General features: G+C 42.3%; 25 protein-coding genes. 1 reads left to right on the forward strand and 24 read right to left on the reverse strand.

Annotated elements, in window-relative coordinates; genetic code table 11:
• Positions 1-179 precede the first annotated feature (179 nt).
• The 20 genes from ACDJ59_RS17845 to ACDJ59_RS17940 all read right to left on the reverse strand — a co-directional run bounded on the left by ACDJ59_RS17845 (position 180) and on the right by ACDJ59_RS17940 (position 16,328).
• Positions 180-398 (reverse strand): GNAT family N-acetyltransferase, encoded by a 219-nt coding sequence (locus ACDJ59_RS17845; RefSeq protein ID WP_413404574.1) that lies wholly within the window; start codon positions 396-398, stop codon positions 180-182.
• The gene (locus ACDJ59_RS17850; protein ID WP_413404576.1) at positions 346-684 is read right to left on the reverse strand and encodes a hypothetical protein; all 339 of its coding nucleotides are present in this window, start codon (positions 682-684) and stop codon (positions 346-348) included. The genes ACDJ59_RS17845 and ACDJ59_RS17850 overlap by 53 nt, the downstream gene beginning before the upstream one ends.
• 528 nt (positions 685-1,212) lie before the next feature.
• The gene (locus tag ACDJ59_RS17855; RefSeq protein WP_413409848.1) at positions 1,213-1,740 is read right to left on the reverse strand and encodes a GNAT family N-acetyltransferase; all 528 of its coding nucleotides are present in this window, start codon (positions 1,738-1,740) and stop codon (positions 1,213-1,215) included.
• 257 nt (positions 1,741-1,997) lie between these two features.
• A complete protein-coding gene (locus tag ACDJ59_RS17860; protein ID WP_413404578.1) occupies positions 1,998-2,633 on the reverse strand; it encodes a zinc dependent phospholipase C family protein in 636 nt (211 codons plus the stop codon).
• 48 nt (positions 2,634-2,681) lie between these two features.
• The gene (locus ACDJ59_RS17865) at positions 2,682-3,227 is read right to left on the reverse strand and encodes a hypothetical protein (RefSeq protein WP_413404580.1); all 546 of its coding nucleotides are present in this window, start codon (positions 3,225-3,227) and stop codon (positions 2,682-2,684) included.
• Between the two features lie 137 nt (positions 3,228-3,364).
• Positions 3,365-6,082 carry a YDG domain-containing protein gene (locus ACDJ59_RS17870; protein WP_413404582.1) on the reverse strand — a complete coding sequence of 906 codons (2,718 nt, stop codon included), beginning with the start codon at positions 6,080-6,082 and terminating at the stop codon, positions 3,365-3,367.
• 305 nt (positions 6,083-6,387) lie between these two features.
• Positions 6,388-6,798 carry a hypothetical protein gene (locus ACDJ59_RS17875; protein WP_413404584.1) on the reverse strand — a complete coding sequence of 137 codons (411 nt, stop codon included), beginning with the start codon at positions 6,796-6,798 and terminating at the stop codon, positions 6,388-6,390.
• 24 nt (positions 6,799-6,822) lie between these two features.
• Positions 6,823-7,344, reverse strand: a complete 522-nt coding sequence (locus tag ACDJ59_RS17880; RefSeq protein WP_413404586.1) for a GNAT family N-acetyltransferase — start codon at positions 7,342-7,344, stop codon at positions 6,823-6,825.
• 192 nt (positions 7,345-7,536) lie between these two features.
• Complete coding sequence (locus ACDJ59_RS17885) at positions 7,537-7,773, reverse strand: hypothetical protein (RefSeq protein ID WP_413404588.1); 237 nt, start codon at positions 7,771-7,773, stop codon at positions 7,537-7,539.
• Positions 7,774-7,805: 32 nt separating this feature from the next.
• Positions 7,806-8,300 (reverse strand): cysteine hydrolase family protein, encoded by a 495-nt coding sequence (locus ACDJ59_RS17890; RefSeq protein ID WP_413404590.1) that lies wholly within the window; start codon positions 8,298-8,300, stop codon positions 7,806-7,808.
• A gap of 67 nt (positions 8,301-8,367) precedes the next feature.
• Positions 8,368-9,078 carry an AAA family ATPase gene (locus ACDJ59_RS17895; RefSeq protein ID WP_036611058.1) on the reverse strand — a complete coding sequence of 237 codons (711 nt, stop codon included), beginning with the start codon at positions 9,076-9,078 and terminating at the stop codon, positions 8,368-8,370.
• Between the two features lie 89 nt (positions 9,079-9,167).
• Complete coding sequence (locus ACDJ59_RS17900) at positions 9,168-9,494, reverse strand: DUF962 domain-containing protein (protein WP_413404592.1); 327 nt, start codon at positions 9,492-9,494, stop codon at positions 9,168-9,170.
• A 127-nt stretch (positions 9,495-9,621) separates the two neighbouring features.
• The gene (locus ACDJ59_RS17905) at positions 9,622-10,635 is read right to left on the reverse strand and encodes a GtrA family protein (RefSeq protein ID WP_413404594.1); all 1,014 of its coding nucleotides are present in this window, start codon (positions 10,633-10,635) and stop codon (positions 9,622-9,624) included.
• The gene (locus tag ACDJ59_RS17910; protein ID WP_413404596.1) at positions 10,632-11,645 is read right to left on the reverse strand and encodes a phosphodiester glycosidase family protein; all 1,014 of its coding nucleotides are present in this window, start codon (positions 11,643-11,645) and stop codon (positions 10,632-10,634) included. The genes ACDJ59_RS17905 and ACDJ59_RS17910 overlap by 4 nt, the downstream gene beginning before the upstream one ends.
• Positions 11,646-11,941: 296 nt before the next feature.
• Complete coding sequence (locus ACDJ59_RS17915) at positions 11,942-12,898, reverse strand: radical SAM protein (protein ID WP_413404598.1); 957 nt, start codon at positions 12,896-12,898, stop codon at positions 11,942-11,944.
• A 168-nt stretch (positions 12,899-13,066) separates the two neighbouring features.
• Positions 13,067-13,699, reverse strand: coding sequence for a hypothetical protein (locus tag ACDJ59_RS17920; protein WP_413404600.1), 633 nt, complete (start codon positions 13,697-13,699; stop codon positions 13,067-13,069).
• A 33-nt stretch (positions 13,700-13,732) separates the two neighbouring features.
• A complete protein-coding gene (locus tag ACDJ59_RS17925; protein ID WP_413404602.1) occupies positions 13,733-14,302 on the reverse strand; it encodes a GNAT family N-acetyltransferase in 570 nt (189 codons plus the stop codon).
• 81 nt (positions 14,303-14,383) lie between these two features.
• Entirely contained in the window at positions 14,384-15,040 is a 657-nt protein-coding gene (locus tag ACDJ59_RS17930) for a pyridoxal 5'-phosphate synthase (protein ID WP_413404604.1), read from the reverse strand.
• A gap of 38 nt (positions 15,041-15,078) precedes the next feature.
• Positions 15,079-15,693, reverse strand: a complete 615-nt coding sequence (locus ACDJ59_RS17935) for a histidine phosphatase family protein (protein ID WP_413404606.1) — start codon at positions 15,691-15,693, stop codon at positions 15,079-15,081.
• A gap of 128 nt (positions 15,694-15,821) precedes the next feature.
• On the reverse strand, positions 15,822-16,328 hold the full coding sequence (locus ACDJ59_RS17940) for a DUF2569 domain-containing protein (protein WP_413404607.1): 507 nt from the start codon (positions 16,326-16,328) through the stop codon (positions 15,822-15,824).
• A 357-nt stretch (positions 16,329-16,685) separates the two neighbouring features.
• On the opposite strand from ACDJ59_RS17940, the gene ACDJ59_RS17945 reads away from it, so the two are divergent.
• Entirely contained in the window at positions 16,686-17,624 is a 939-nt protein-coding gene (locus ACDJ59_RS17945) for a hypothetical protein (protein ID WP_413404609.1), read from the forward strand.
• A 19-nt stretch (positions 17,625-17,643) separates the two neighbouring features.
• Here ACDJ59_RS17945 and ACDJ59_RS17950 read toward each other — a convergent pair whose 3' ends face one another.
• From ACDJ59_RS17950 to ACDJ59_RS17965, 4 genes are all read right to left on the reverse strand, one after another.
• A complete protein-coding gene (locus tag ACDJ59_RS17950; protein WP_413404611.1) occupies positions 17,644-17,937 on the reverse strand; it encodes an RNA polymerase alpha subunit C-terminal domain-containing protein in 294 nt (97 codons plus the stop codon).
• Between the two features lie 78 nt (positions 17,938-18,015).
• Positions 18,016-18,963, reverse strand: coding sequence for a phosphotransferase (locus tag ACDJ59_RS17955; protein WP_413404613.1), 948 nt, complete (start codon positions 18,961-18,963; stop codon positions 18,016-18,018).
• A gap of 42 nt (positions 18,964-19,005) precedes the next feature.
• Positions 19,006-19,599: a DUF4304 domain-containing protein gene (locus ACDJ59_RS17960; protein ID WP_413404615.1), complete on the reverse strand. Its 594-nt coding sequence runs from the start codon at positions 19,597-19,599 to the stop codon at positions 19,006-19,008.
• A gap of 59 nt (positions 19,600-19,658) precedes the next feature.
• Positions 19,659-20,195, reverse strand: coding sequence for an NUDIX hydrolase (locus tag ACDJ59_RS17965; protein ID WP_413404617.1), 537 nt, complete (start codon positions 20,193-20,195; stop codon positions 19,659-19,661).
• Positions 20,196-20,294 lie beyond the last annotated feature (99 nt).

The raw sequence follows: 20,294 nt of genomic DNA on the forward strand, positions 1-20,294 counted from the left end.
ACCTGGGTTCAATAAACTTGATCTTACTGGCAATATTAAAAGCTTGGCTTGTCGTCACACCCTTCTTAATTATATGACCCGCACTATCAAATAATCGGACGTTAGTCCATATTAATTCTAGTGATTTAGCACTCTTATCTGCTTCTTTTCGATCTTCATGGCTCCATTGCCATCCTCCTTTATGTGATTCTATTATGCAAGATTAATTGCTGGCCATGGATGCCCATCTTTCGAACGCCTCTGTCGAGAAAACCCAATTTCAGATATAACTGCTGTGCCGCAATATTTCTTTCATTTACAGCCAAAATAATCTCATCAATCTCCCGATAGCGATGGAGAACGAATTCAGGCAATGCCTTCATTGCTGCCTTCGCATACCCATTTCCTTGTTGTTCCATCGAAATGGATAGAGCGCGTATCAGTATGGTATTGAGATGCATCTTTATCTTCAACGTATTCAGAATTTTTATGTAATATAAAGAATCCAACAGGTTTCTCTTCATGAAGGATAACCATCGGGTCTTTGTCCGGATTTTGTATAGCTTCATCAATCACATCCGCAGGCATTGCAGTAAACTGAAGCTGATCTCCTCTTAGAGCGAAATCATCCAAATCTTGGTCATATTGTTCGTGATAAAGAGCCAACCGAATTGAGTTTTCCATTTCCAGACCCTCTCCTTTCATTATAATTATCTTCTACTGAGTCAGGTGGTAAAGCCACACCCCGATATCCCTACACAAGGGTATATACAAAATTCATCATAACGATAGATAATAAAAATGCTGCTCTCTTGGGATATTCTTCATTAGATCAGATCGGTCTATTATTGTTTTTCGCATGATAGGATCTCCTTTTTAAATAAAAATTACAGCCTTATTCTTCTACCTCAACCGAATGATAGAAGTTAATGATATTAGGTGAAGTAGTGAGTATATTGTTGTCGTTAGCAAAAACAGTGTATCATTCACCACAATTTTGCCGACTTGTTTCCTATATACCTTCAGGTAAATCGCTCCCCTAAAACGAAGAATTCAACGTTGGGTTGCACTAAACAGCCGGTTAACACCAATTAAGATGGAGAAAAGCGTTGTCACCGATGTTTTAACCATCGATCTTCTCTCCTCTCTGTCCATCAAATATTCGATAATTATTCTATGCGTTAAACGTTGGATATCAATGACAGATACCTCTGCTAAGATAAGCCACAGCTATTATTCATTTTCTCCCACTGCCAATCTCCAGTCGTTACATCGTATGGTCGTCCCCACAGGGTATTCAAAATCGCACTCACCAATATACGAAAAGCCCAGCTTACGACAAATGTTATTCGAAGCGGGATTCTTGGTTTTAGGAAAAGCGTGAATGAATTTATGTTTCTTCTTTTCAGAACGGATAGAAGCTATGGCCTTCGCTGTGGCTTCTGTCGCTATTCCTCTACCTTGATATTCAGATAAAACACTCCAACCTATCTCGTAAATAGATTCTTCTTTCCAGGTCTGATCCCAATACCCTACACTACCCACGACTTCAAGATGCGGAAGCAAGAGGATCTTGAACATTTTCCCAGTTCCATTTTGTGCAATTTCATAATAGCGCTTATGGCGAGCTAAGATTTTCTCCTCAGTCTCTGGTCCTCCGAAGTGTACTGTCATCTCAGGAGAATTTAATTGGCGAAGCAAACCTAGATCTCCTTCGTCCCATAGTTCAATTCTTACCTCTGGCGCATTCCTTTGTTCCATCTTTTCACTCACCTCACTGTTTTTATTTTTAACCAAATTCAGAGGGTCTTCGACCCTCTTTTGCATCATCTTCCGCCAGACCTAAAAGCGTCAGTGATGTTTCCTAAACTTTCTAAATTCTTTAATTCTTATAATGCATTACAATTTGCTTTGTCGTTTAAATCCTGACAATTCGTAAAAACCATCCAAATCCTCTGTACAAAACAAACTAATAACGTCAATATCTTTCAGTTCATCTAAAAGTCTTTTGACCATACTTACACAGTGCTGCGTAAATCTTTATAAACATCCCATTTCGTATACAATTGTTTTAGCGCTAACGCCGTTTTCTGTATGAACTCTTCCGTAACTTCCATGGATAAAATATTTAAATCACCCAAGAGTTCGTTGTCAGGGTTAGCTAAAAACTCCAGTTTCTCTCCTCTATACTGATACACCTCAGATTCCAGCAATCCGCCTAGATCAAATGCTCTCCCCACTTTCAGCTCAATTAACCAATCGTTGGCCCTGTTCAAATTCCGTAAAATCATAAACTCCAGCTTTGTGACATCCTGTGTATACATGCTTCTTCCATTGGGATGAACTTCATATGCAGGATAAATATCGAATGTCCACACACGGTCCGTATAGATATGGGCGATGTAACCGCACAGATATTGCATGAATTTGGGATCACTATAGGCTAACTTCTTTTGGGTTTCAAAAAAGTCTTTAAGTTCTTCGTCTGTTGTAAATCTTCCTGCCTCTGGCATGAGGTGGGTTTTTTCCTTTTCGGTACGAAGATTAGTTCTTACGTGAATGGAATCAGGAGCGAGGCTTCCCAGTAACAACTCAGGGGATGGCTTGGATATCAATTCGGATGCAATTGCAAAATGTACCATCGGCCAAGGCAATATAAAAACTCCCTTCTATAGTAAATTGGGTCTTAAAAGAGTTAAATTTCATATCCCAAAATGCACAATGCATTTCCCATATACCTCGGCATACTTTGCCATGTTCGCAAGCTTATGTAATTCGTTGATTAATTCAACTTTGTTGTACACAAGTTTCTCGTAACAGCCCTTCTGTTCTTCTCCATCAACACAGTAATTCCCTGTCAGAACAATCGGATCAGTCGCATGACTGAATAGTTCAATCCAAGCCCGAATCAGTTGATGAAACTTCAACAAAGCATCCTGCTCTTTAATAACGGTTATTCCATAGTTGTTCAGTCCACTACATCTCATACAGGTAGAGGGATTCCATGTATCCAACCAGCAAAGAGAATCATAGATGTACGCACTGAATTCGTCTTCCAAGGTCGCATGATTCTCTGTGGTTAATCCACTTCCATGTATTCTCCCTTGTGAATCCCATGAGTAGGAGGTATGAATATTTCCGTCTACTTGTGATTTTTTTTCTATAACAAAATGATGCTTTGGCATACCTACATTTGTCCCCTTTACACGCTCACTTTCATTCAATCCTCTTAATTCATCATAACCCATGTATTGGTAAATGCGAAGTTGTTTTGAATCGAAAACATCAAAAAGCCTCCACAGTCTTATTCGACAGTGGAGACTCTATTTGCTTCTACACTTTCATCAGAAAAGTCACTAATGAAAATGGTCTTCATACATAAATATTAAGGTGTAGCAGTAATCTCCCCCGTACCAACCATCTGCGTTTCTGGGGCAATATAATTTCCTGCATCTAGGCCTGTAAGAGTATACTTAATTGTTATTACTTTACTGGTACCAACGACTGCATTATTGTATCTCGCTACAGCATTTACTTGTACGTCATCCCCAGAGATCACGTTAGTTAATACTCCTGGTGTTACATTTGCTGCAAGAGTTCCGTCATATACTTTGGAGAGTATTAATGTCGGATCCGTGATCATCAATTGCTTTGCAGTGATCACACCTGTATTCACTTCGATACTGGTTGGCGGTAAATAATTTCCTGCACCACTACCCAATAGAGTATACGATATAGTTATCTTCTTATTTGTTCCTACATTTTCATTATCATAGACTCCTGAAGCACTTACCGTTACGTCATCCCCAGGACAAATACCTTGTTTACCTATTCCTGCACAAGATCCATTCCTAGAACCGGCTAATGCAGTTGTTGCAAAATTTCCATCATACACTTTGGAAGTTGTTATCAGATCTATGATAACACCTGTATCCTCACTGAATTGTACATAAACAGTGTAGTTCGTATTATTAGCTGGAGCAATATATTTGCCACTATCCGTACCAGCTATTGTGTAAGCCACAGTTACAAGCGCCGAATTAGGCCGGGAAGTTGTATCATATACCGCATCTGCACTCACGGTCACATCCTCACCTGGAACAACTCCAACTAAGGAACCTGCAGATACGACTACGGATGAATCTCCATTTATCTCATCAAGAGTCAACATCGGCTCCCCGATCGTCAACTGTGCGGCTGTAATGGCCCCTGTCTGGGTTGTATAGTTTGAAGGCGCAATATACTTGGCTGCATCTGCTCCGCCTAACGTATAAACTACAGTGATTGTTTTACCTGTGCCTATTATTGCATCATTGTAGGTGGCTGCTGCACTTACGGTTACATGGTCTCCAGCAGCAACCCCGGTTAGTGAATCTGCTATTACTGTAGCCGAAGACGTTCCATCGTACATTTTCTCGGTTGAGAGTACTGGAGCCGAAACGGTTAACTGATTTGTACCAATAACGATCTCTGCCGAAGCCATCGATATATTGTTCGCGAGATCAACGGCATATAAGACATACGTACCTGACGCTAAACCCGCTGTACTCATTGTCGTATCTACGTTTGCTGTCACCGACTGCTTCTTGCCAAACAACCCTGCAACAGATTGGTTTAGACTAGTGACTGTTTTTGGTGTTGCGGAAGGAACCAAATACAGATACCCATTTTCATTGCTTCTACCCACCACAGGATTTCCACCTGCAATATGACCACTCGTTACATTGGACAGAGTAGGAGCGATTGTATCCGTTCCTCCAGTGGAAGGTGAAGTCACAGGAGCAGTTGGAGTAGCTGGAGTCACTGTATTTATGACTTTATCCAACAGTCGAATTGTAGTTTCAAAAGTCGTACCACCTTTAGCAACGGAACTCAGCGTCACCTTTTCAATAGTACCCGTGCCTATAATCTTAGCGACTGCATCTAAGAAGAGGTTTACAATCGTTGCATCCGTACCTAAGTTAAGTGTCGTCCCCGTTGCTGTAACTGCTACGATAACGTCCTTAATACGGCCTTCAGGAATATCCACCTGAACCCCGCTGCCTTTAATGGTTAAGGAATCAAATGTTCCTTTCAAACCTACTTTTGAACCCGCAGGTAACCGCTCGGATAACGTAATCTTGCCGAAGCCATTCCCCGTAGTATCCGATTCTTGTAGCGTAGCAGGGGATTGAATGCTTACTTCTCCAACTGTCGTTGAACCTTCTGTAATAATGAGAACGGGTCCTTTTTTCTTATCAACGATAAGGGTAGATGTTACGGTATTTTTTAAATAGATGGTACTAACTCCCCCACCCTCTACCCGTGTCACACCTTTAATCGTAACATTCGTAAGGTGTACATCTCCTTCTTGGATACCTTCACTAAATAATAGGTTTCCTTTGATGATCATATTCTTCAATGTAACCCCAGCCGTGCTAATGAGCACATCCCCATCAATGGTCTGCGTTCCCGCCTCAGGGCCATATGTTCCAGCTAAGCTGTAATCCGTTGCTCTTGCATTCACTGAACGATCCAGCGCAACGACTGCTTCAGCACGAGTGATCGGTTTATTCGGATTGAAGTTATTATCGTAGCCCTGTAAAATTCCTTTGGCCACAATAGCATCTACCGAATTTTTAGCCCATAAGGCTATCATATTGGAATCCGTAAAGTGATTTCCAATACTAGCTTCATTCGATAGATCTAGAAGATCATCGATAATAACTGCAACTTCTTGTCTACTAATGGGTTTATTGGCACCGATTGTACCGTCCCTATAACCCTTTATGTATCCAGCTTTTACAGCTTTGGAGACCTCAGCATATGCCCAGTTAGATGAAGTAACATCCTTGAAGGATACAGATGCTGTTTCAGTAAATCCATATGAACGATTAACCAATGAGAAAAATTCTGCTCTTGTTATAGTATTGTTCGGTTTAAAGCTGCCGTCTTCATAACCATGAATAAAACCTTTGTCGATCCATTTCGTAATTTGGCTTTCTGCCCAGTTTCCCTCGATGTCTGATGCCGAAGATTCAGCGGCACCAGATACTACATTAAACGATGAAAACAACATAACTGTAATCAATAGAGTGGTCACAAGCTTTTTAGCACAATTCATGATATTAGTCCTCTCACTCATAGTATGATTACTGGATCTTATTCGCTCAACTTATCACAAAGATCAGCAATAGTATACATAAAATACTGACCATGAAATATGGCTGCAAAACCCAGTCTGTTAAAGAGTTTAGAGCCCAAATTTGGATGTATACAGTATACATTTTCTTCTGCTCCTCTCTAACAAAATCAGAGCTGAAATATAACAAAAAAGGACACCTCATTGTCGCATCCATAGGTATCCTCGTGTATTAAATTAGGTGGTGAACTAAAGTGCTGGATCACTAGTTTCTTCAATTCTCGCATTCATAAAATCCTTCGTCTAATCAGAAACGCTGTTCTTTCTTCTCGGTACATCTCTATAGATTCATTGGTCACATGATCATGCCTAAGCATTCCCATATAATCTGTTCCAGGTTTCATTGGTCTATAATCTGAATCCACCGTGTAGATATTGAAGTGCACCTCATCTTCATCCTCTGACACATCTGTTTTATCAAAAAGTGAAATCACTTCATCTTTACCAAGAAACCTAAATGGAGAATGCTGACGCTCTATAATATAAAATGGATATGTGATGTTCTCTATCTGAATGAATTCATGGTACACCTTAAGCTCATCAGGTATGAGATCCATATACTGTCTAGCTACATCTTCTGCCTGGAATACACCCGAAACCCACTTCAAACTCCCCTTGGTTGCTACGATAATGAACAAACTAATCACCTTCTAATTTAAATATTATTTCTCTCTTTCACGCACAAAAGTCTGAGACAAAATCCGATGCCTGCCAGCGATGTTGTCAATCTCAATGTTATATTCAGACTCAGTATATTCAATCTGATGTTGCTCATAATATTTTTTCCAGAACGAAACTGCTGCCGCATTGTTAGCAAGCTGTTCTACTTTGAATGTACCCTCAAATTGAGCAAAAACCAAGTCAACTGCTTTTGCTGCCAGCCCCTGCCCGCGATATTTTTTGACCAAGAACAGCTCTTGCACGGTATAATCCATACCTTCCGGCACATATGGAGGTGAGCAGACCAGTACGAATCCAATAACCTTTCCTTCATACTGAATCAAAAACGGATGTAATTCATCACGTTCCAGATATAAATAGGTGTTCGTTGGATCATATTTCCCCTCTTCTATTAGATCCTCGCCAGAAAATTCAGACAGATCATATAAGTACAAGTTGAACAGGTTGAGAAACAATTCCTTTTGTTCTGCCAAAATACTCGTAATTTGTACATTCATCTTCATGCCACATCTCCCTTAGTTAATGAATTGGTTAGTATTCCATACACAACTTTCCCGATATCCACAACGAGCTTGCTGTGCCCTGTTCTCAATATATCGTTTCACCCCCGAGCAGATATAGGCAAAGTTTGGTTTAAACCATGGAGTAACCTTACTTTCACAGTGGACATGAACATTTGGACAAAAAAAGACTCCCTAAAGAGTCCGATTATTGGTCTTGTCTTTATTTTTCACCAAATATCCACTGGCAAGCGCTGCGGGAGCGATAAAAGGTAAGAACGTCAACCAATCCATGAAAAGAAGTATAGGAACGAAAATAAATATTACACTGATATACATCATGACTGGAGATTTTTTCTTCACCCCCTGAACACCGAAAACAACTCCTGCCAATGAGATCAATAGGACAAAAGCAACGTTAAGCACGTTCATAACCATCACCTCCACTGGCATTTAGCCAACACTTATTGAATCAGATAATCAACCACAGGATATGAGATCACATTGCTATCTCTGTACGTTGAAGTCACTGCTTCGGGATGTGTGCTAAGAATTCCGTTTTGCAACATCACCGGCCGGAAACCTCGCTCCATCGCTCCGTTATAGGTGAATAGAACACATTCCTCTGCGGCAAACCCGGAGATAATCACCAATTCAATTCCATGACTCTTCAAAACCTGCTCCAGGTTCGTCTGCCAGAAAGCATTGGAAGCTTCTTTGGTAACTGTGATATCCTTCTCATTCACATCTACCTCGGGAATAATACGATATTCTTCCGGTGGTGCCTCCTCCATGCCCTCCATATCCTGCACGTGAACGACCACATGATCATTCGAGCGCAGCACGTTAGCTACATGGTTAATATACTCGCAAGCATGTTCTATCGAAGCCGAAGTCTGATCCATCTTTTTCCGCACAATACTCTCCTGCATATCAACAATAAGCAAACCTACTTTCATCCAATCTCTCCTCACAAATGAATATTACGCCTCATGGTTTAGTATCTTCCCTTGTTAAACTGAGAACTTAATCTTTAAATAATTCATTCAGCATCCGGTCACGGTTCTCCAGAAAGCTGCGGGTAATCTGATAGTGATCGGTCTCCTCATAGGCTACCTCTTGAATATGGCTATCGTCAAAACTTAAAATCTCTGCCCCCGGATACCCCAGTAAAATGGGTGAGTGCGTCGCAATAATAAATTGCGAAGTGCCCGACAGATCGTGGAGGATACGCAATAAGGAGAGCTGCCTTGCTGGAGATAAAGCGGCTTCGGGCTCGTCAAGCAGATAGATGCCTTTGGAACTGAAGCGATTGACGAACAGACTGAGAAAAGACTCCCCATGTGATTGTTCATGTAATGAACGCCCGCCATAATATTGAAGCGATGCCGGCATCTCATCGACATGTGATGCGAATTGATAGAACGATTCAGAGCGCATGAAGAAACCATTCGTTATTTTGGGCAACCAGGCCAGCCTGAGATAATTCCCGAGCGAGGATTCCGAAGCATGTGTCTCATAGGTATTATTCCTGCCGCCCCCTGCGGTATTGAATCCACATTGATGAGCGATGCCTTCGAGCAGCGTAGATTTCCCTGAACCATTTTCACCTACAAAAAAAGTAACGTTATTCGTGAGCTCCAATCGTTCCAAGGACCGGATCGCGGGGATGTCAAAAGGATATTGGTTCCGATTCTCGATCTTGGCCGACAGGAGTTCCACACTTCGAAGATACATAATCATCCTCCCACATTTATTTTTTTATAAGTTCAACTAAAGAATATTTACACTCGAACTTCGCAACTATCTTCAAATTAACATTCAGTTTACTCTGATTGGTCCAGCCACGGACGAATGATATCCTTGCGGGTTATGATCTCCATCGTTTTCATGAAAAACCAGGTAAACCCCGCATAAAAACCGATATGAGGATAACGAAAAGCTGCGGGTTTATTGCCTTCATAATAGAAGTGCCCAATCCAGGATAAAGCGTAATGGATGAGGGCGAGTAGCAGCGTGACTTTGATATCAATAAACAAAAAAATCCATGCCACAAACGCCGACAAAAACGCAAAATAATGCAAAATGAGGTTGTTCCGATCCTGATGCTCCTGAAGGTAATAACGCAAGTCCTTGCGCACACGATCCAACATCAGCCCACATCCATTTCACCTAAAATAAGGCTCCTTATTTCCCACTCCATCGTAACCTATTTCGGGGTACATATGAAACCGTTTCAACCAAAAAAGAGCAAGCCATAGGCTTACTCTTTCTTCAGAGTTAATAGACAAATCTGCGCTGTGCCCAATAGCTGAATACAAAGATGGATACCTCGGTCAGCAGCTTGGCTGCGAGTAGTGGGATAATTAATTTTTCATTATAAAAATACAATAAACCGTAGTTTAATAGCAGCACCAGTAGGACAAGTGAGAAGTATTTGGGCAAAGACTGCCGAACCTTAGAGGTTCGTCCAGCGGAAAATACATACTTCCGATTAATCGTATAGTTGAAGATGGAGCTGCATAGTCTTGCTGCGACAACCGACAGAAACAGATTATGCGTGAAATATTGGATGACAAATAATAGTCCAAAATCAATCAGAGCGGACAGCACCGAAGATGTGCTGAACATCAGAATTGGCATATAGATTCGGAATGAATCAACCAGCGGGCGGAAATGGGAGGACTCATTGTGATCCAGATACACCGTATCTATGAACTCCTCCGTAATCTCATACCCTTCCTTGTGTGCCGTTAACAGCATGTTCATCTCGTATTCAAACCGATCCCCGGGAATCTGGTTCAGCCAGTCCAGCATGGAGTAGGGAAAACCGCGTAGACCGGTCTGCGTGTCATATACTTTGGTACCTGTCGTGAGGGAAAAGACCGCCCGTGTGATTGTGTTGCCAAAACGGCTGCGTGCTGGAATTTGTCCGCTGAAGCGACGGCTGCCGAGTACAATTCCTGGTGTCGTCTGTGCGAGCAGCACTTCGAAGATACGCTTAATATCGTGTGGGAGATGCTGTCCGTCACTATCTGCGCACACCAAACCTCCCTGTGGTCCGTACTCCTTAATATACTGAAAGCCTGTCTTCAACGCCCTGCCCTTACCCAGATTGACGGGATGTGTCAGGACTGTACAGCCGTAGGCTTCTGCCGTTTCAAAAATTCCACGGTAACCTGGACCACTACCATCATCTACAATCACAATGGGTCCAAGCTTAAATGTCTGTAACTGCAGAACAAGATTTAGTAAACGCACATCGGGTTCATATGATGGAATTAATATCGTCATGATCCTTGTCCCTCCGTCAGATATAAAATGTCACTTACGCCACGTTCCTGGTTACGCCCCAGCGGATTATTGACAACTCTGCCCATAAAATACATCGTGGATGAACCGCCGCCGTCCAGATTGTAGGCTTCGGTTGCTCCGAGGCCTTTCATGACATCAGCCAGTTCTGCCAAGGTCATGCCACGGCTGTCGTCCTGCCGTCCGTCCACCACCACGAAGACATAATGATTCGGAGCAATCATGCCGATCGCAGTTCTTGGATTCGCATCCTGAATGGAGCGGTTGCCGAAGTTATTATCGATTTTCACACTGCTAAAATCACTGACAATCTCACCATCCTGAATCAGAATGGGTCCAAAGGATAACGTATTGGTTGCCCCTTCGGCCAGCAGTTCCGAGGAAGTAATCTCGTTCTCGTTATAGGTTTTCATCGTTCCGTCATTGAACAGGGCAAGTGCATCCCGCGTAGGGCTGTCTCGATACAATGTTCCATTGCGGATAATGACACCATCATTGCGGAATCCGTAGTAGTCACCATTAATGGCAAAGATCGCATTGTTGGCAGCGGCAATCTCTGACGTATTCTCGGTAATGTTAGTACCAAAACTATTATCTGCCAGCGCAGTTCGCAGGCTACTTGCATCCGTTAGCTGAACATCAGCGACATAATACGTAATCTGATCCGAGCTAGAACCCGTCTGCACCTTTTCAATATTGACTTTCATATCATCACTCGAATAATTCCAATCATCTGACGTTGCATTCACTTCAGTTGCGGTGGTCGAAGTATTGCTGGAATCATTGGTGTTGCCTGTTATTGGCGTTCCTGTGTTTCCATCCGCTACAACCACCTGTACATGCCGGATCAGGTAGCGGTCAGCCAGACTATACAGGATTCCACCTACCGCAAGCACGATGACAAGTGTGATGATGAGCCATCTGCGCTTTCTTGGAGAGATGGGCCTTTTATGTGGGTCTTTCCGGGTTGGTTTCTCATAGATCTTCATCATGTGAATCTCACCTCTTCATCTAAGTCTTAAGGCCATATTAGGCCGGGTAGCTTAAATGAATCTGAAACCATATCAATTGAACTAAAGAATATTCACACTGACACTACGATGACAGAACAACCTTCCAATCGCAGTTATTGTGTAAATGAATAGTTCAATCAAAAAAGGTGATCCGTTTTCCTATTAAGGAAATCAGATCACCTTGATTTTTTAATCTATAGAACCCTAAATGTCAACGTTATCGTGTACATATTTCGTTCAACATTCATATCACATATCTTCAACAAAGCTTCCTGTTATGCATCTGCAAAAAGAGCATCGTATGCGGGACATGGCCGCTTTTCCAAAAATTCCGTTAACGCCGGCGGCTGTTGGGCATAAATATCCTTCAAAGACGTTCCAGTATAGATGTTGCCAATCACAACTGGATGGCATAACTCACAGATGAGAATATCCCCGTTGCCGTGCAGATGCAGCTGTTTCGTGCCATCCACACAATTAGAGAAATACACACCCGGTTGTTCGCGCAAATTCAAATGTTCAGCGAAGCGGTCCATACAGGTGAAATAGAGCGTTGTATCTGGCTTTTTATGTTTAATTAATTCCGTAACAGATCGAACAAGGGACTCTTTGGATACAATCTGGGTCCAGTCGGTATGCGGCATCTTAATACTGTTCTGAATCTCATGGATGCGCACACCCAGATCATACACCTTATCGCTAATGGCCCGCATGTTCGCTTGATTACCTTCAAATAGTAACGTTTCCAGCACCGTCTCCAGACCGGCTTCCGTGCACAGACGGATATTCTGCTCCAACCTTTCATACATGCGAGGATGCACGCGGTAGTACGCAGCATACGACTCCGCATCCGTATAATTGAACGAGATATGAATGTTGGACAAGCCTGCATCACGCAACGCAAGAATCCGTTCTTCTGTCAGCAGACTGGCATTACTGTTCAATTGTGTATCAATGCCATGTGCTGCACAGTACGTCACAATCTCCAGGCAATCCTGGAATTTCAGAGTAACTTCTCCCCCTGACAATCGCACTCGCTTGAGACGAGGAAGTTCACGAATAATACGGATGACTTCCTGACTATTGATGCACGCTCCATCATCCCGATTGTAGGCGCAACAATAGTCGCATTTATAATTGCAGTTTGATGTCACTCCCACTTCAAGCCCTTCTAGCTCATATACGCCGGGTGTTTCCAGTTCGAGTGATTTATATCTGTTTTTGGTCGTCAATTCGTTGTACCTCCTGGTTCCTTCATTCAATCCACATTTGGATAACTTGAAGATTATAGCGGAAGGCATCCAGTTCACGATATGACATTATGTACGTTGCTTGATGAAAACAAAAATAAAACCATTTCCTCAACGATCGGGATTGATGTTAAGTAATACCATAATCCTCTATTGTATGTCATCCATGTTGAACTCAGGATTATAGGCAAACTCATGGCTCGCCAGCATGATGAATGACACACGCCCCTTCTGATCAAATGCCATGGACAATACTTTCATGTTCTCATATCCTCCTTCCAATATTGCATGATCAAAGGACGGTATAACATGGTAATTACCTTGTTTATTTTTCTCCATGACATATGTAATACTTTTTACTTTTCCTTTTTTAGTATCTATAAAAGCTGTCTTACCATATTGTTTGAAAACCTCCTGGACTGTACTGCCATAACCTATCCCGCTTGGCGTTTTGTACGTTTTGAACTTTGCCGGGTCATCAATCATGATGCCATCCACAATGCCATCCTTGTAATGAATTATCATATCTTTGTACTGGTAGACATTCGTATGCTTATAATAATCTACATGTGTTCCAAGTTGCTGCTCAACCACTTCACGAGTACTTCCTAATTTAATCGTAATATCTTTGGATTTAATCTGAAATTGGAATTCATCCTCAGTAAATATCTTAGTCGATTGAGATGCAGGAGGTTCTTTTGAAACGGCATTACGATTGTATGTCACTTCTGAGCTACTTAAAAAGGTCATGAATAACATAAGATACAGAATTCCTTTGTTCAACCTCGATCGCCCTTTCAATAACACGTTCTTTATTTAACACGAGTAGAAGTCTTCTTTTACGATAGCATACATCTTCAGATCTTGAAGCTCATTTTTTACCTTCATGTATTTCCTCAGCAAACCTTCGAATCGCATGCCTGCCTTCTCCATGACCTTGGCAGAACCTGTGTTTTCCACAAAACATCTGGCCTGGATTCGCTCGAGCCCCACTTCGTCAAATCCAAATTGGATGATTCGTTTCACTACTTCGGTCATGTAGCCTTGATTCCAAAATTGATCAGATAACACATATCCCAGTTCAACTCTTCTGTTATCGCTATCACACCCTAGATAGTTACAACTACCAATCAGCCTCTTGGTGTGTTTATCTTCAATCCCCCATGGGCCTATTAGATCCGTCTCATAGCGACTCATGACAAAATCTAAAAAAGCTTTGGTGTCTTCTTTGCTCTGATGCGCGTCCCAGGTCGTGAACTCCGATACAACAGGTACAACGCAGTAACTGTACATATCCTCCAGATCATCATAGGTAAGAGGTCGGAGTAACGTCCGTTCGGTTTCCAACACGGGAAATGGTTCGAAGAAACTTTCAATCGTTTTCATAGATTTATCCTCCCTCAGATTGTTAGGAAAAAGAAACACACAGCAGTTCGGTCCGTGTTGCCTGACTCATCTGTTCTAAAATCAAGGCCACAATCTGAGTGACTTCCACTGCCCATCTTGCATCACATATTGGACTCGTACATGCTTGCGCTCCGAATCTCCCTGCCAAAACTCCACCTCTTGTGCATTCACGGCATATAAACGCCAATGAGGTGTAACGACATCGGGGTCATGACTTATCTTTTCCTTCTGAGCTTCAATGGAACTATCCAACACTTCCTCGCTATCCAAAACCTCACTCTGATGCCCTATCATAGCAACTGCTCTCGCTCCAGCTGAACGTTTGCGGAAATCATCAGCGCCCGCTTCATCTCCCCGATCCTCCGCAATTCCCCTTATCCGAATCTGTCTTCCAAGGGAAGGCCAGTAGAATGTCAGAGCGACATGAGGATTCTCCTTCAACTGCTGCCCTTTTCGACTCTCCGAACTGGAGGCAAAATAAAACGTTTCGTCGATTACGTTTTTCAAAATCAACACCCGCGCATCGGGATAACCGTCTTGATCCACGGTTGAAATCGTCATGGCATGAGGTTCTTTCACTTCGTTCTCAACCGCCAATCTCAACCACTCCAAAAATAGCTTCCCCGGCCGCTCCAGCAACTGCCCCGTATCCCAGGTTGGAAATGGGCCGGATAAAGATTTTAAACGTTGCAACAGTTCAATTGGTTTATCGCTCATGTCATCGCCTCCGTCTTCTATTTAACATGGAAAAACAACTAACCTAGATGACTTAACACATTTACGCTGCTAAGTTTCCAACCATGCCTTCCCTTTTCAACGGTATGTACACTGGTGTTGTCCATGGGATAAAAGCTGGACTTATTGCTCCATTCCTTCTTCTCAAGCAGATAATACAGAATATTAATCACTCCGCCGTGAGTAATTAATAGAACATTGGACTCTACTGTTTTCTCCTCTAAACCTCTGAAAAGACTCTCGAAAGCTGTGCTTATCCGGTTATAAAAATCCCTTGGGCTTTCTCCTCCCGGAAACGGGGAGTCCATCTCAAGAGTATTGAAATAAATCCCTGGGTAATGCTCTTCAGCATCCTTATGGAGCATGCCTGCCAAATCTCCGTTATTCATCTCCCGCCAATCTTTCATTAAGCTAGCCTGCATGTTTAATTTTTTCTCAATTTCCCGTGTAGTCTGCACTGCACGAGGAAGATCACTGCTAATAATCGTATGTATGTTGTACTCCTCAGCATGATGATGCAAATGCTCTCCCAGTTTCCTGGATTGATTGATTCCCTGTTCCGTAAGTCCACGATCACTCCATCCGCCTCGATACCCTTCCTCATCCATCCCATGCCTTACCAGGTAAATTTTCAAGATCTCTCCTCCTTTTCACTTCTATGATGAACAATATACCTTTACACTGTATGACTAGTCCGGCATATATACAATAAACCCGATCTCAGATAGCTTCTATCCAAGATCGGGTATTTCCTGCTTACCAATTATCTTACAAATGTGTTATGAACTCGCTCTGATTTGATAAAATAAGGAATCCAGATGGCACAAGTAAGTACCGACTTGCCAATATCTCTTAACGAGCTTCCATCCTCAAGTTCTCTTGCCATTGGAATCTGAAGCAACAATAAATAATCAATGATACTAACGGCTAGACTGACACTATAAAACATGATCATAAGACGAGGAAAGATCGATTTTTTACTATACAAAGCAATGATAGTATATATGCTAAACACTAAAAACAGTGCGTTATATACCGTTTCAAAAATAACGACCGGTCCCCATAACGGGTGATAATATTCAGATTGCTTCGAAGTTAGCAACTCCCAAGTCTCTGTTGTAAGCATGGGCAAACAATATAGAACCAATTGGAGTGCCAGGAAAATCAACGTAAGAAATAATCCAATCTGGACGAGAATCAGCCAACCACCTAAGCCCGATACGCCTAGTGGACGGTAGTCTGTCTTTTGCTCTTGAATATGTGGTTCCACCTTGTAACACTTCCTTAACCAGTTTTGTTTTTCTGAGATGAGTCTTCCTCGTAATTGCAAATTGAATCTACGGGTGATTCTTACCCCTTACTTCACGTGCGTTGTATGTATTTTAACACTCTCCTTATAACGATTTCTCCGCCCTCCTCTTATATAGAATTTTACACAACTTCCTTATTGTACTACACGTGTCAAGGACGAATCAGCCATTTCAAAACATCATACTTATAAGCTGTAAAGGCCAAAGTAGACCTTCGCTATACTTCCGCCATGTTCAGTTTAGTACGTGTACGTCATAATCCTTTTATACAGATACAGATGGTGACTCTGCATTGGACTACGAAGGAGGATATGGAGATGCCCATTCCCAAAGTAAAACTTTTACCTTTTGCCGACATTTCAAATTATGTCGAGGGCTTCGATATCGTTTCCACCCAGTGGGGCGGTGATGGCCTTGTTTATGTACTGCTGATGAATCAGATCCCCGAAAGAGAGCGAGGTATGTTCGTCCAAAGTAAATTGAAGCAAAGCTATACGTACAAAGTTCTCATTGTGACAGATCAAAATATCGAGGAAGTTGTCATTTGGGGACAGACGTTCAATTATCATTACGTACAACCATTACATGATCATCTGCTGCTCGTCGGAGCACGCTGTACGAATTACGGAAATGAACAGTATGATCTGAACGCCAAAGTGTGTGATTTAGACGGAAATACAATTCGCGAGTTTCTGTTGGGAGACGGTATCCAAAGTGTGCAGGTCACAGAGAAGGGCACGATCTGGACCAGTTACTTCGATGAAGGGGTTTTTGGTAACTACGGATGGAGCGATCCAATTGGATCAAGCGGTCTGTTGGCCTGGGATGAACATGGCAATAAACTGTATGAAAATCGTGAAGCTGACATCGCGGATTGTTACGCACTCAATGTGGTGAATGAGAAGCAGATCTGGTTCTACTTCTATACCGATTTTGAACTCGGTTGTATCTCAGGTGGCACCAGTGAACCCAACGTTACATTTATGAATCCAAACATCTCCGGTTCCTCTGGCTTCAGTACGGATGGTTATCATTTCTTGTTCGACGCCGGGTACCGTAAACATGGGACGTTTGTGCTTAAGAAAATGGAGAAGCCCGGAAGATTGAGCAAGGGGCAGAAGATTGATTTGTTAAATGAAGATGATCAACCCTTCAAGCAGGCACGGCAGGATTTTCGCCAACATCGTCTGCTACTCAGTGAAGGTAACTTGTTGTATCGGGTAACGATGGAGGAGATTACTTCCGTCTTGGATTAGTGGAACAGCGTGAAGAGGGTTATTTCTTAAAAGACAATCCCTCTTCTTCCAAAGCGCTTCGCAGTTTGGGCATGGCAGATGGCCCGATTCCGTGAAGTTTCAAGATCTCTTTCTCCGTGTACTCTGCAAGTTGCTGTAGTGTTGTAATCCCTTCATTCTCCAAGGCACGTCTGGCGGGAGCCGACAGCAAGGCTAGAAATCCCTCTGTCGGTTTACGTTCAGCTTCGCACGTTGGACAGGTTGGGCAATCACTTTTTTTATAATACAAATGTCCTTTTTCGCATGTTTTGAGTGTTCCTTTATCGTTTGCCATGTGGGCATCCCCTCCTGAATTAAGTATTCAACCAGTTCTTAATATCTGAAATCATATTTTCATATTGTTTTAAAGCCTCTAAAGTCCAAATGACTTGTGATGTACCACTAACTGTTCCTCTATATCCGTACATTCAATCCACAGTGACCGTTTAAGACTATACTCGAGCCAGTCCAACTTTCCAGCAAAACCAATATCCAGAACCACTTCCCAATTGGCTGTTAGACTCCCCACTCGCTTCTTATATCCACTTATAAAAGCCAAGAACTTTTCCTCGTTTATACTTCCAGCGCTATCTACTGACCAATACACAGCTGTTTCTACCAGATCATGCATCGGATTAATATAACCTGCCGATTCCCAATCTATAATAATAGGTATGTCTTGTCTCCACATCACATTCTTAGGTTCCAGATCTCTGTGACTAATAACATTATTGGATGCTAGCATTGAAGATGAATTCTTAGCTTTCATGCTCCACTCATACAGCTTATCCATATTGGAGTCCAAAATCTTAATCCATTCCGAATTCTCATTTCTTCCTTTGTTCAGATAAAACATCCAATCTATTTTTTTAGAATTAGTCGCCTGTGAACTATCCAATTCTAGTTGTCTAAAATCCGTTTTATGGATATCTGCAAGGATCGTTCCCATCAGAGAACTGTTATTGATAGTAACTTCATCTTGTTCCAAGCGTTGCCCCTCAATCCAATCAAAAATTAGATAGAATTGATTATCAAGGTTATGCATAGAAGCACCCTTTAACCTTTTTGCAGGTTGAGCATGGATATGTTCAGCTGCCACGCTTGCGATTTTTTCTGAATCAATATAATTTTGCACAGCAGTAGGTCTTATCATAATCTGGGGATTCAATGCCTTAACTGCATAATTAGCTTGCGTCGTTTCAATGGCGTACATTCGATGAAGAAGTCCACCTGAAATCGGTTTGGGTGAACTGATCAATTCACCAAGCTGTAATTCATTACACAGTTTCTCAAAATTTAAATTATATTGAGTATCGTTCATATGTTATCCCCTCTCATTTTGGCTATTTGTCTGGAGCAAAACTTACATTCCGTACTCGGCAAAAACGGCTGCATATTTCTTTTCTAATATCGTCCAGCGCTTTTCGGATCCGTATTTGGCGTACAGTTGCTGTAAATAATGCTTGGCTTCTTCCGTTTCGCCGGCTTTTAGCAGGAAGCGGAAGGTTACTTCGCTTAAATGTAGCGCTGTCTTATCCATATAATAATGGACTATATCTCTGGCCCCTGTTAGCGAGTGTAAAAATGACATGCCCTCTTCCAAATGTGACACTAGTTCTTTCGATAAAGCGTCTGGATCGATATCAGGCGTTAAGGTATAGTGGGCCGGAGCGGCAGGGGCTATTTCTCTGATTCGGCAGGTGAAATGAGATACGAACTCCAATATGTCTCCATTCAATCCAACGGAATGCAACTCCGCAAGTTCGGTGGAATGAACACCACAATTAACATAAAACTGGACTTGACGACTGGTGTTATACTTTGCTCTTTGAATGTTGAACTTGTATGCGAGATTTCCATCTGCTTTGTAGAAATTCAGATTTTTCTTGGAATAGCCGTGTTTGGCAAATACGGGTTTGACTTCTGTATTGATGATCTTCTTAAAAAGTTCCTGCACTAGATATCACTCCCAAGGCAAAGTTTTCAGAATCATGCCTGTTCCATTTTATAAAAATACTATTTAGCTTCTTCTCGTAGCATATGAGCCAGTTTGTACATTTCTGCAATGTCATGTCTGTTCTGTTCCTGGAATCTTCGGATCGCTTCATCAATCTCTACCACTTCCACCGCGACCACCTGCTCGCCATCCTCCGGATTCAGCGGATCACCGACAAGTTCAACATCTCCATATCCGATGATTCGTACAAAATGGGGATGCGGAATATGCGGTCGATACGGTTCCAAAGCACTGGATGTGCAATAGAATTGACCAAAGATCTGATAGGACCGCATTTCTGCCCCAAGTTCCTCCATCAGTTCGCGTTTCAGTCCATCCATGTAATGCTCACCTGCTTCAAGCGTGCCCCCAGGCAGCTCCCAGTCTCCATTATCCAGTTGGAAGACCACACATTGATCCCCGACAAACGGAATGATGCTAATATTACTCACCAGCGTTTCATCCACGATCTCGTTTAATCTGAACTCTGCCTCAATAATTCCCCAATGAATTGACGTACTCAGCGCCGGAAATAATTCCGCACTCAAGCTACTCATCCGCACCCGATCCTCTCTATCTAATTCCACTATTCTTCCAATTATAGTCGAAAACACAGAAAGAAGGCCACCATCCCACCGGGAATACGTGACCCTCTT

The sequence above is a fragment of the Paenibacillus amylolyticus genome (genome assembly GCF_047302515.1).
GTDB lineage: Bacteria > Bacillota > Bacilli > Paenibacillales > Paenibacillaceae > Paenibacillus > Paenibacillus amylolyticus_G.

What these genes read in the sequence shown, in the direction of transcription:
- ACDJ59_RS17845 (WP_413404574.1), bottom strand. Translation starts at nt 398, where the DNA reads ATGGAACAACAAGGAAATGGGTATGCGAAGGCAGCAATGAAGGCATTG.
- ACDJ59_RS17850 (WP_413404576.1), bottom strand. Translation starts at nt 684, where the DNA reads ATGAAAGGAGAGGGTCTGGAAATGGAAAACTCAATTCGGTTGGCTCTT.
- ACDJ59_RS17855 (WP_413409848.1), bottom strand. Translation starts at nt 1,740, where the DNA reads ATGGAACAAAGGAATGCGCCAGAGGTAAGAATTGAACTATGGGACGAA.
- ACDJ59_RS17865 (WP_413404580.1), bottom strand. Translation starts at nt 3,227, where the DNA reads ATGGGTTATGATGAATTAAGAGGATTGAATGAAAGTGAGCGTGTAAAG.
- ACDJ59_RS17870 (WP_413404582.1), bottom strand. Translation starts at nt 6,082, where the DNA reads ATGAATTGTGCTAAAAAGCTTGTGACCACTCTATTGATTACAGTTATG.
- ACDJ59_RS17880 (WP_413404586.1), bottom strand. Translation starts at nt 7,344, where the DNA reads ATGAAGATGAATGTACAAATTACGAGTATTTTGGCAGAACAAAAGGAA.
- ACDJ59_RS17885 (WP_413404588.1), bottom strand. Translation starts at nt 7,773, where the DNA reads ATGAACGTGCTTAACGTTGCTTTTGTCCTATTGATCTCATTGGCAGGA.
- ACDJ59_RS17890 (WP_413404590.1), bottom strand. Translation starts at nt 8,300, where the DNA reads ATGAAAGTAGGTTTGCTTATTGTTGATATGCAGGAGAGTATTGTGCGG.
- ACDJ59_RS17895 (WP_036611058.1), bottom strand. Translation starts at nt 9,078, where the DNA reads ATGTATCTTCGAAGTGTGGAACTCCTGTCGGCCAAGATCGAGAATCGG.
- ACDJ59_RS17900 (WP_413404592.1), bottom strand. Translation starts at nt 9,494, where the DNA reads ATGTTGGATCGTGTGCGCAAGGACTTGCGTTATTACCTTCAGGAGCAT.
- ACDJ59_RS17905 (WP_413404594.1), bottom strand. Translation starts at nt 10,635, where the DNA reads ATGACGATATTAATTCCATCATATGAACCCGATGTGCGTTTACTAAAT.
- ACDJ59_RS17910 (WP_413404596.1), bottom strand. Translation starts at nt 11,645, where the DNA reads ATGATGAAGATCTATGAGAAACCAACCCGGAAAGACCCACATAAAAGG.
- ACDJ59_RS17925 (WP_413404602.1), bottom strand. Translation starts at nt 14,302, where the DNA reads ATGAAAACGATTGAAAGTTTCTTCGAACCATTTCCCGTGTTGGAAACC.
- ACDJ59_RS17930 (WP_413404604.1), bottom strand. Translation starts at nt 15,040, where the DNA reads ATGAGCGATAAACCAATTGAACTGTTGCAACGTTTAAAATCTTTATCC.
- ACDJ59_RS17945 (WP_413404609.1), top strand. Translation starts at nt 16,686, where the DNA reads ATGCCCATTCCCAAAGTAAAACTTTTACCTTTTGCCGACATTTCAAAT.
- ACDJ59_RS17950 (WP_413404611.1), bottom strand. Translation starts at nt 17,937, where the DNA reads ATGGCAAACGATAAAGGAACACTCAAAACATGCGAAAAAGGACATTTG.
- ACDJ59_RS17955 (WP_413404613.1), bottom strand. Translation starts at nt 18,963, where the DNA reads ATGAACGATACTCAATATAATTTAAATTTTGAGAAACTGTGTAATGAA.
- ACDJ59_RS17965 (WP_413404617.1), bottom strand. Translation starts at nt 20,195, where the DNA reads ATGAGTAGCTTGAGTGCGGAATTATTTCCGGCGCTGAGTACGTCAATT.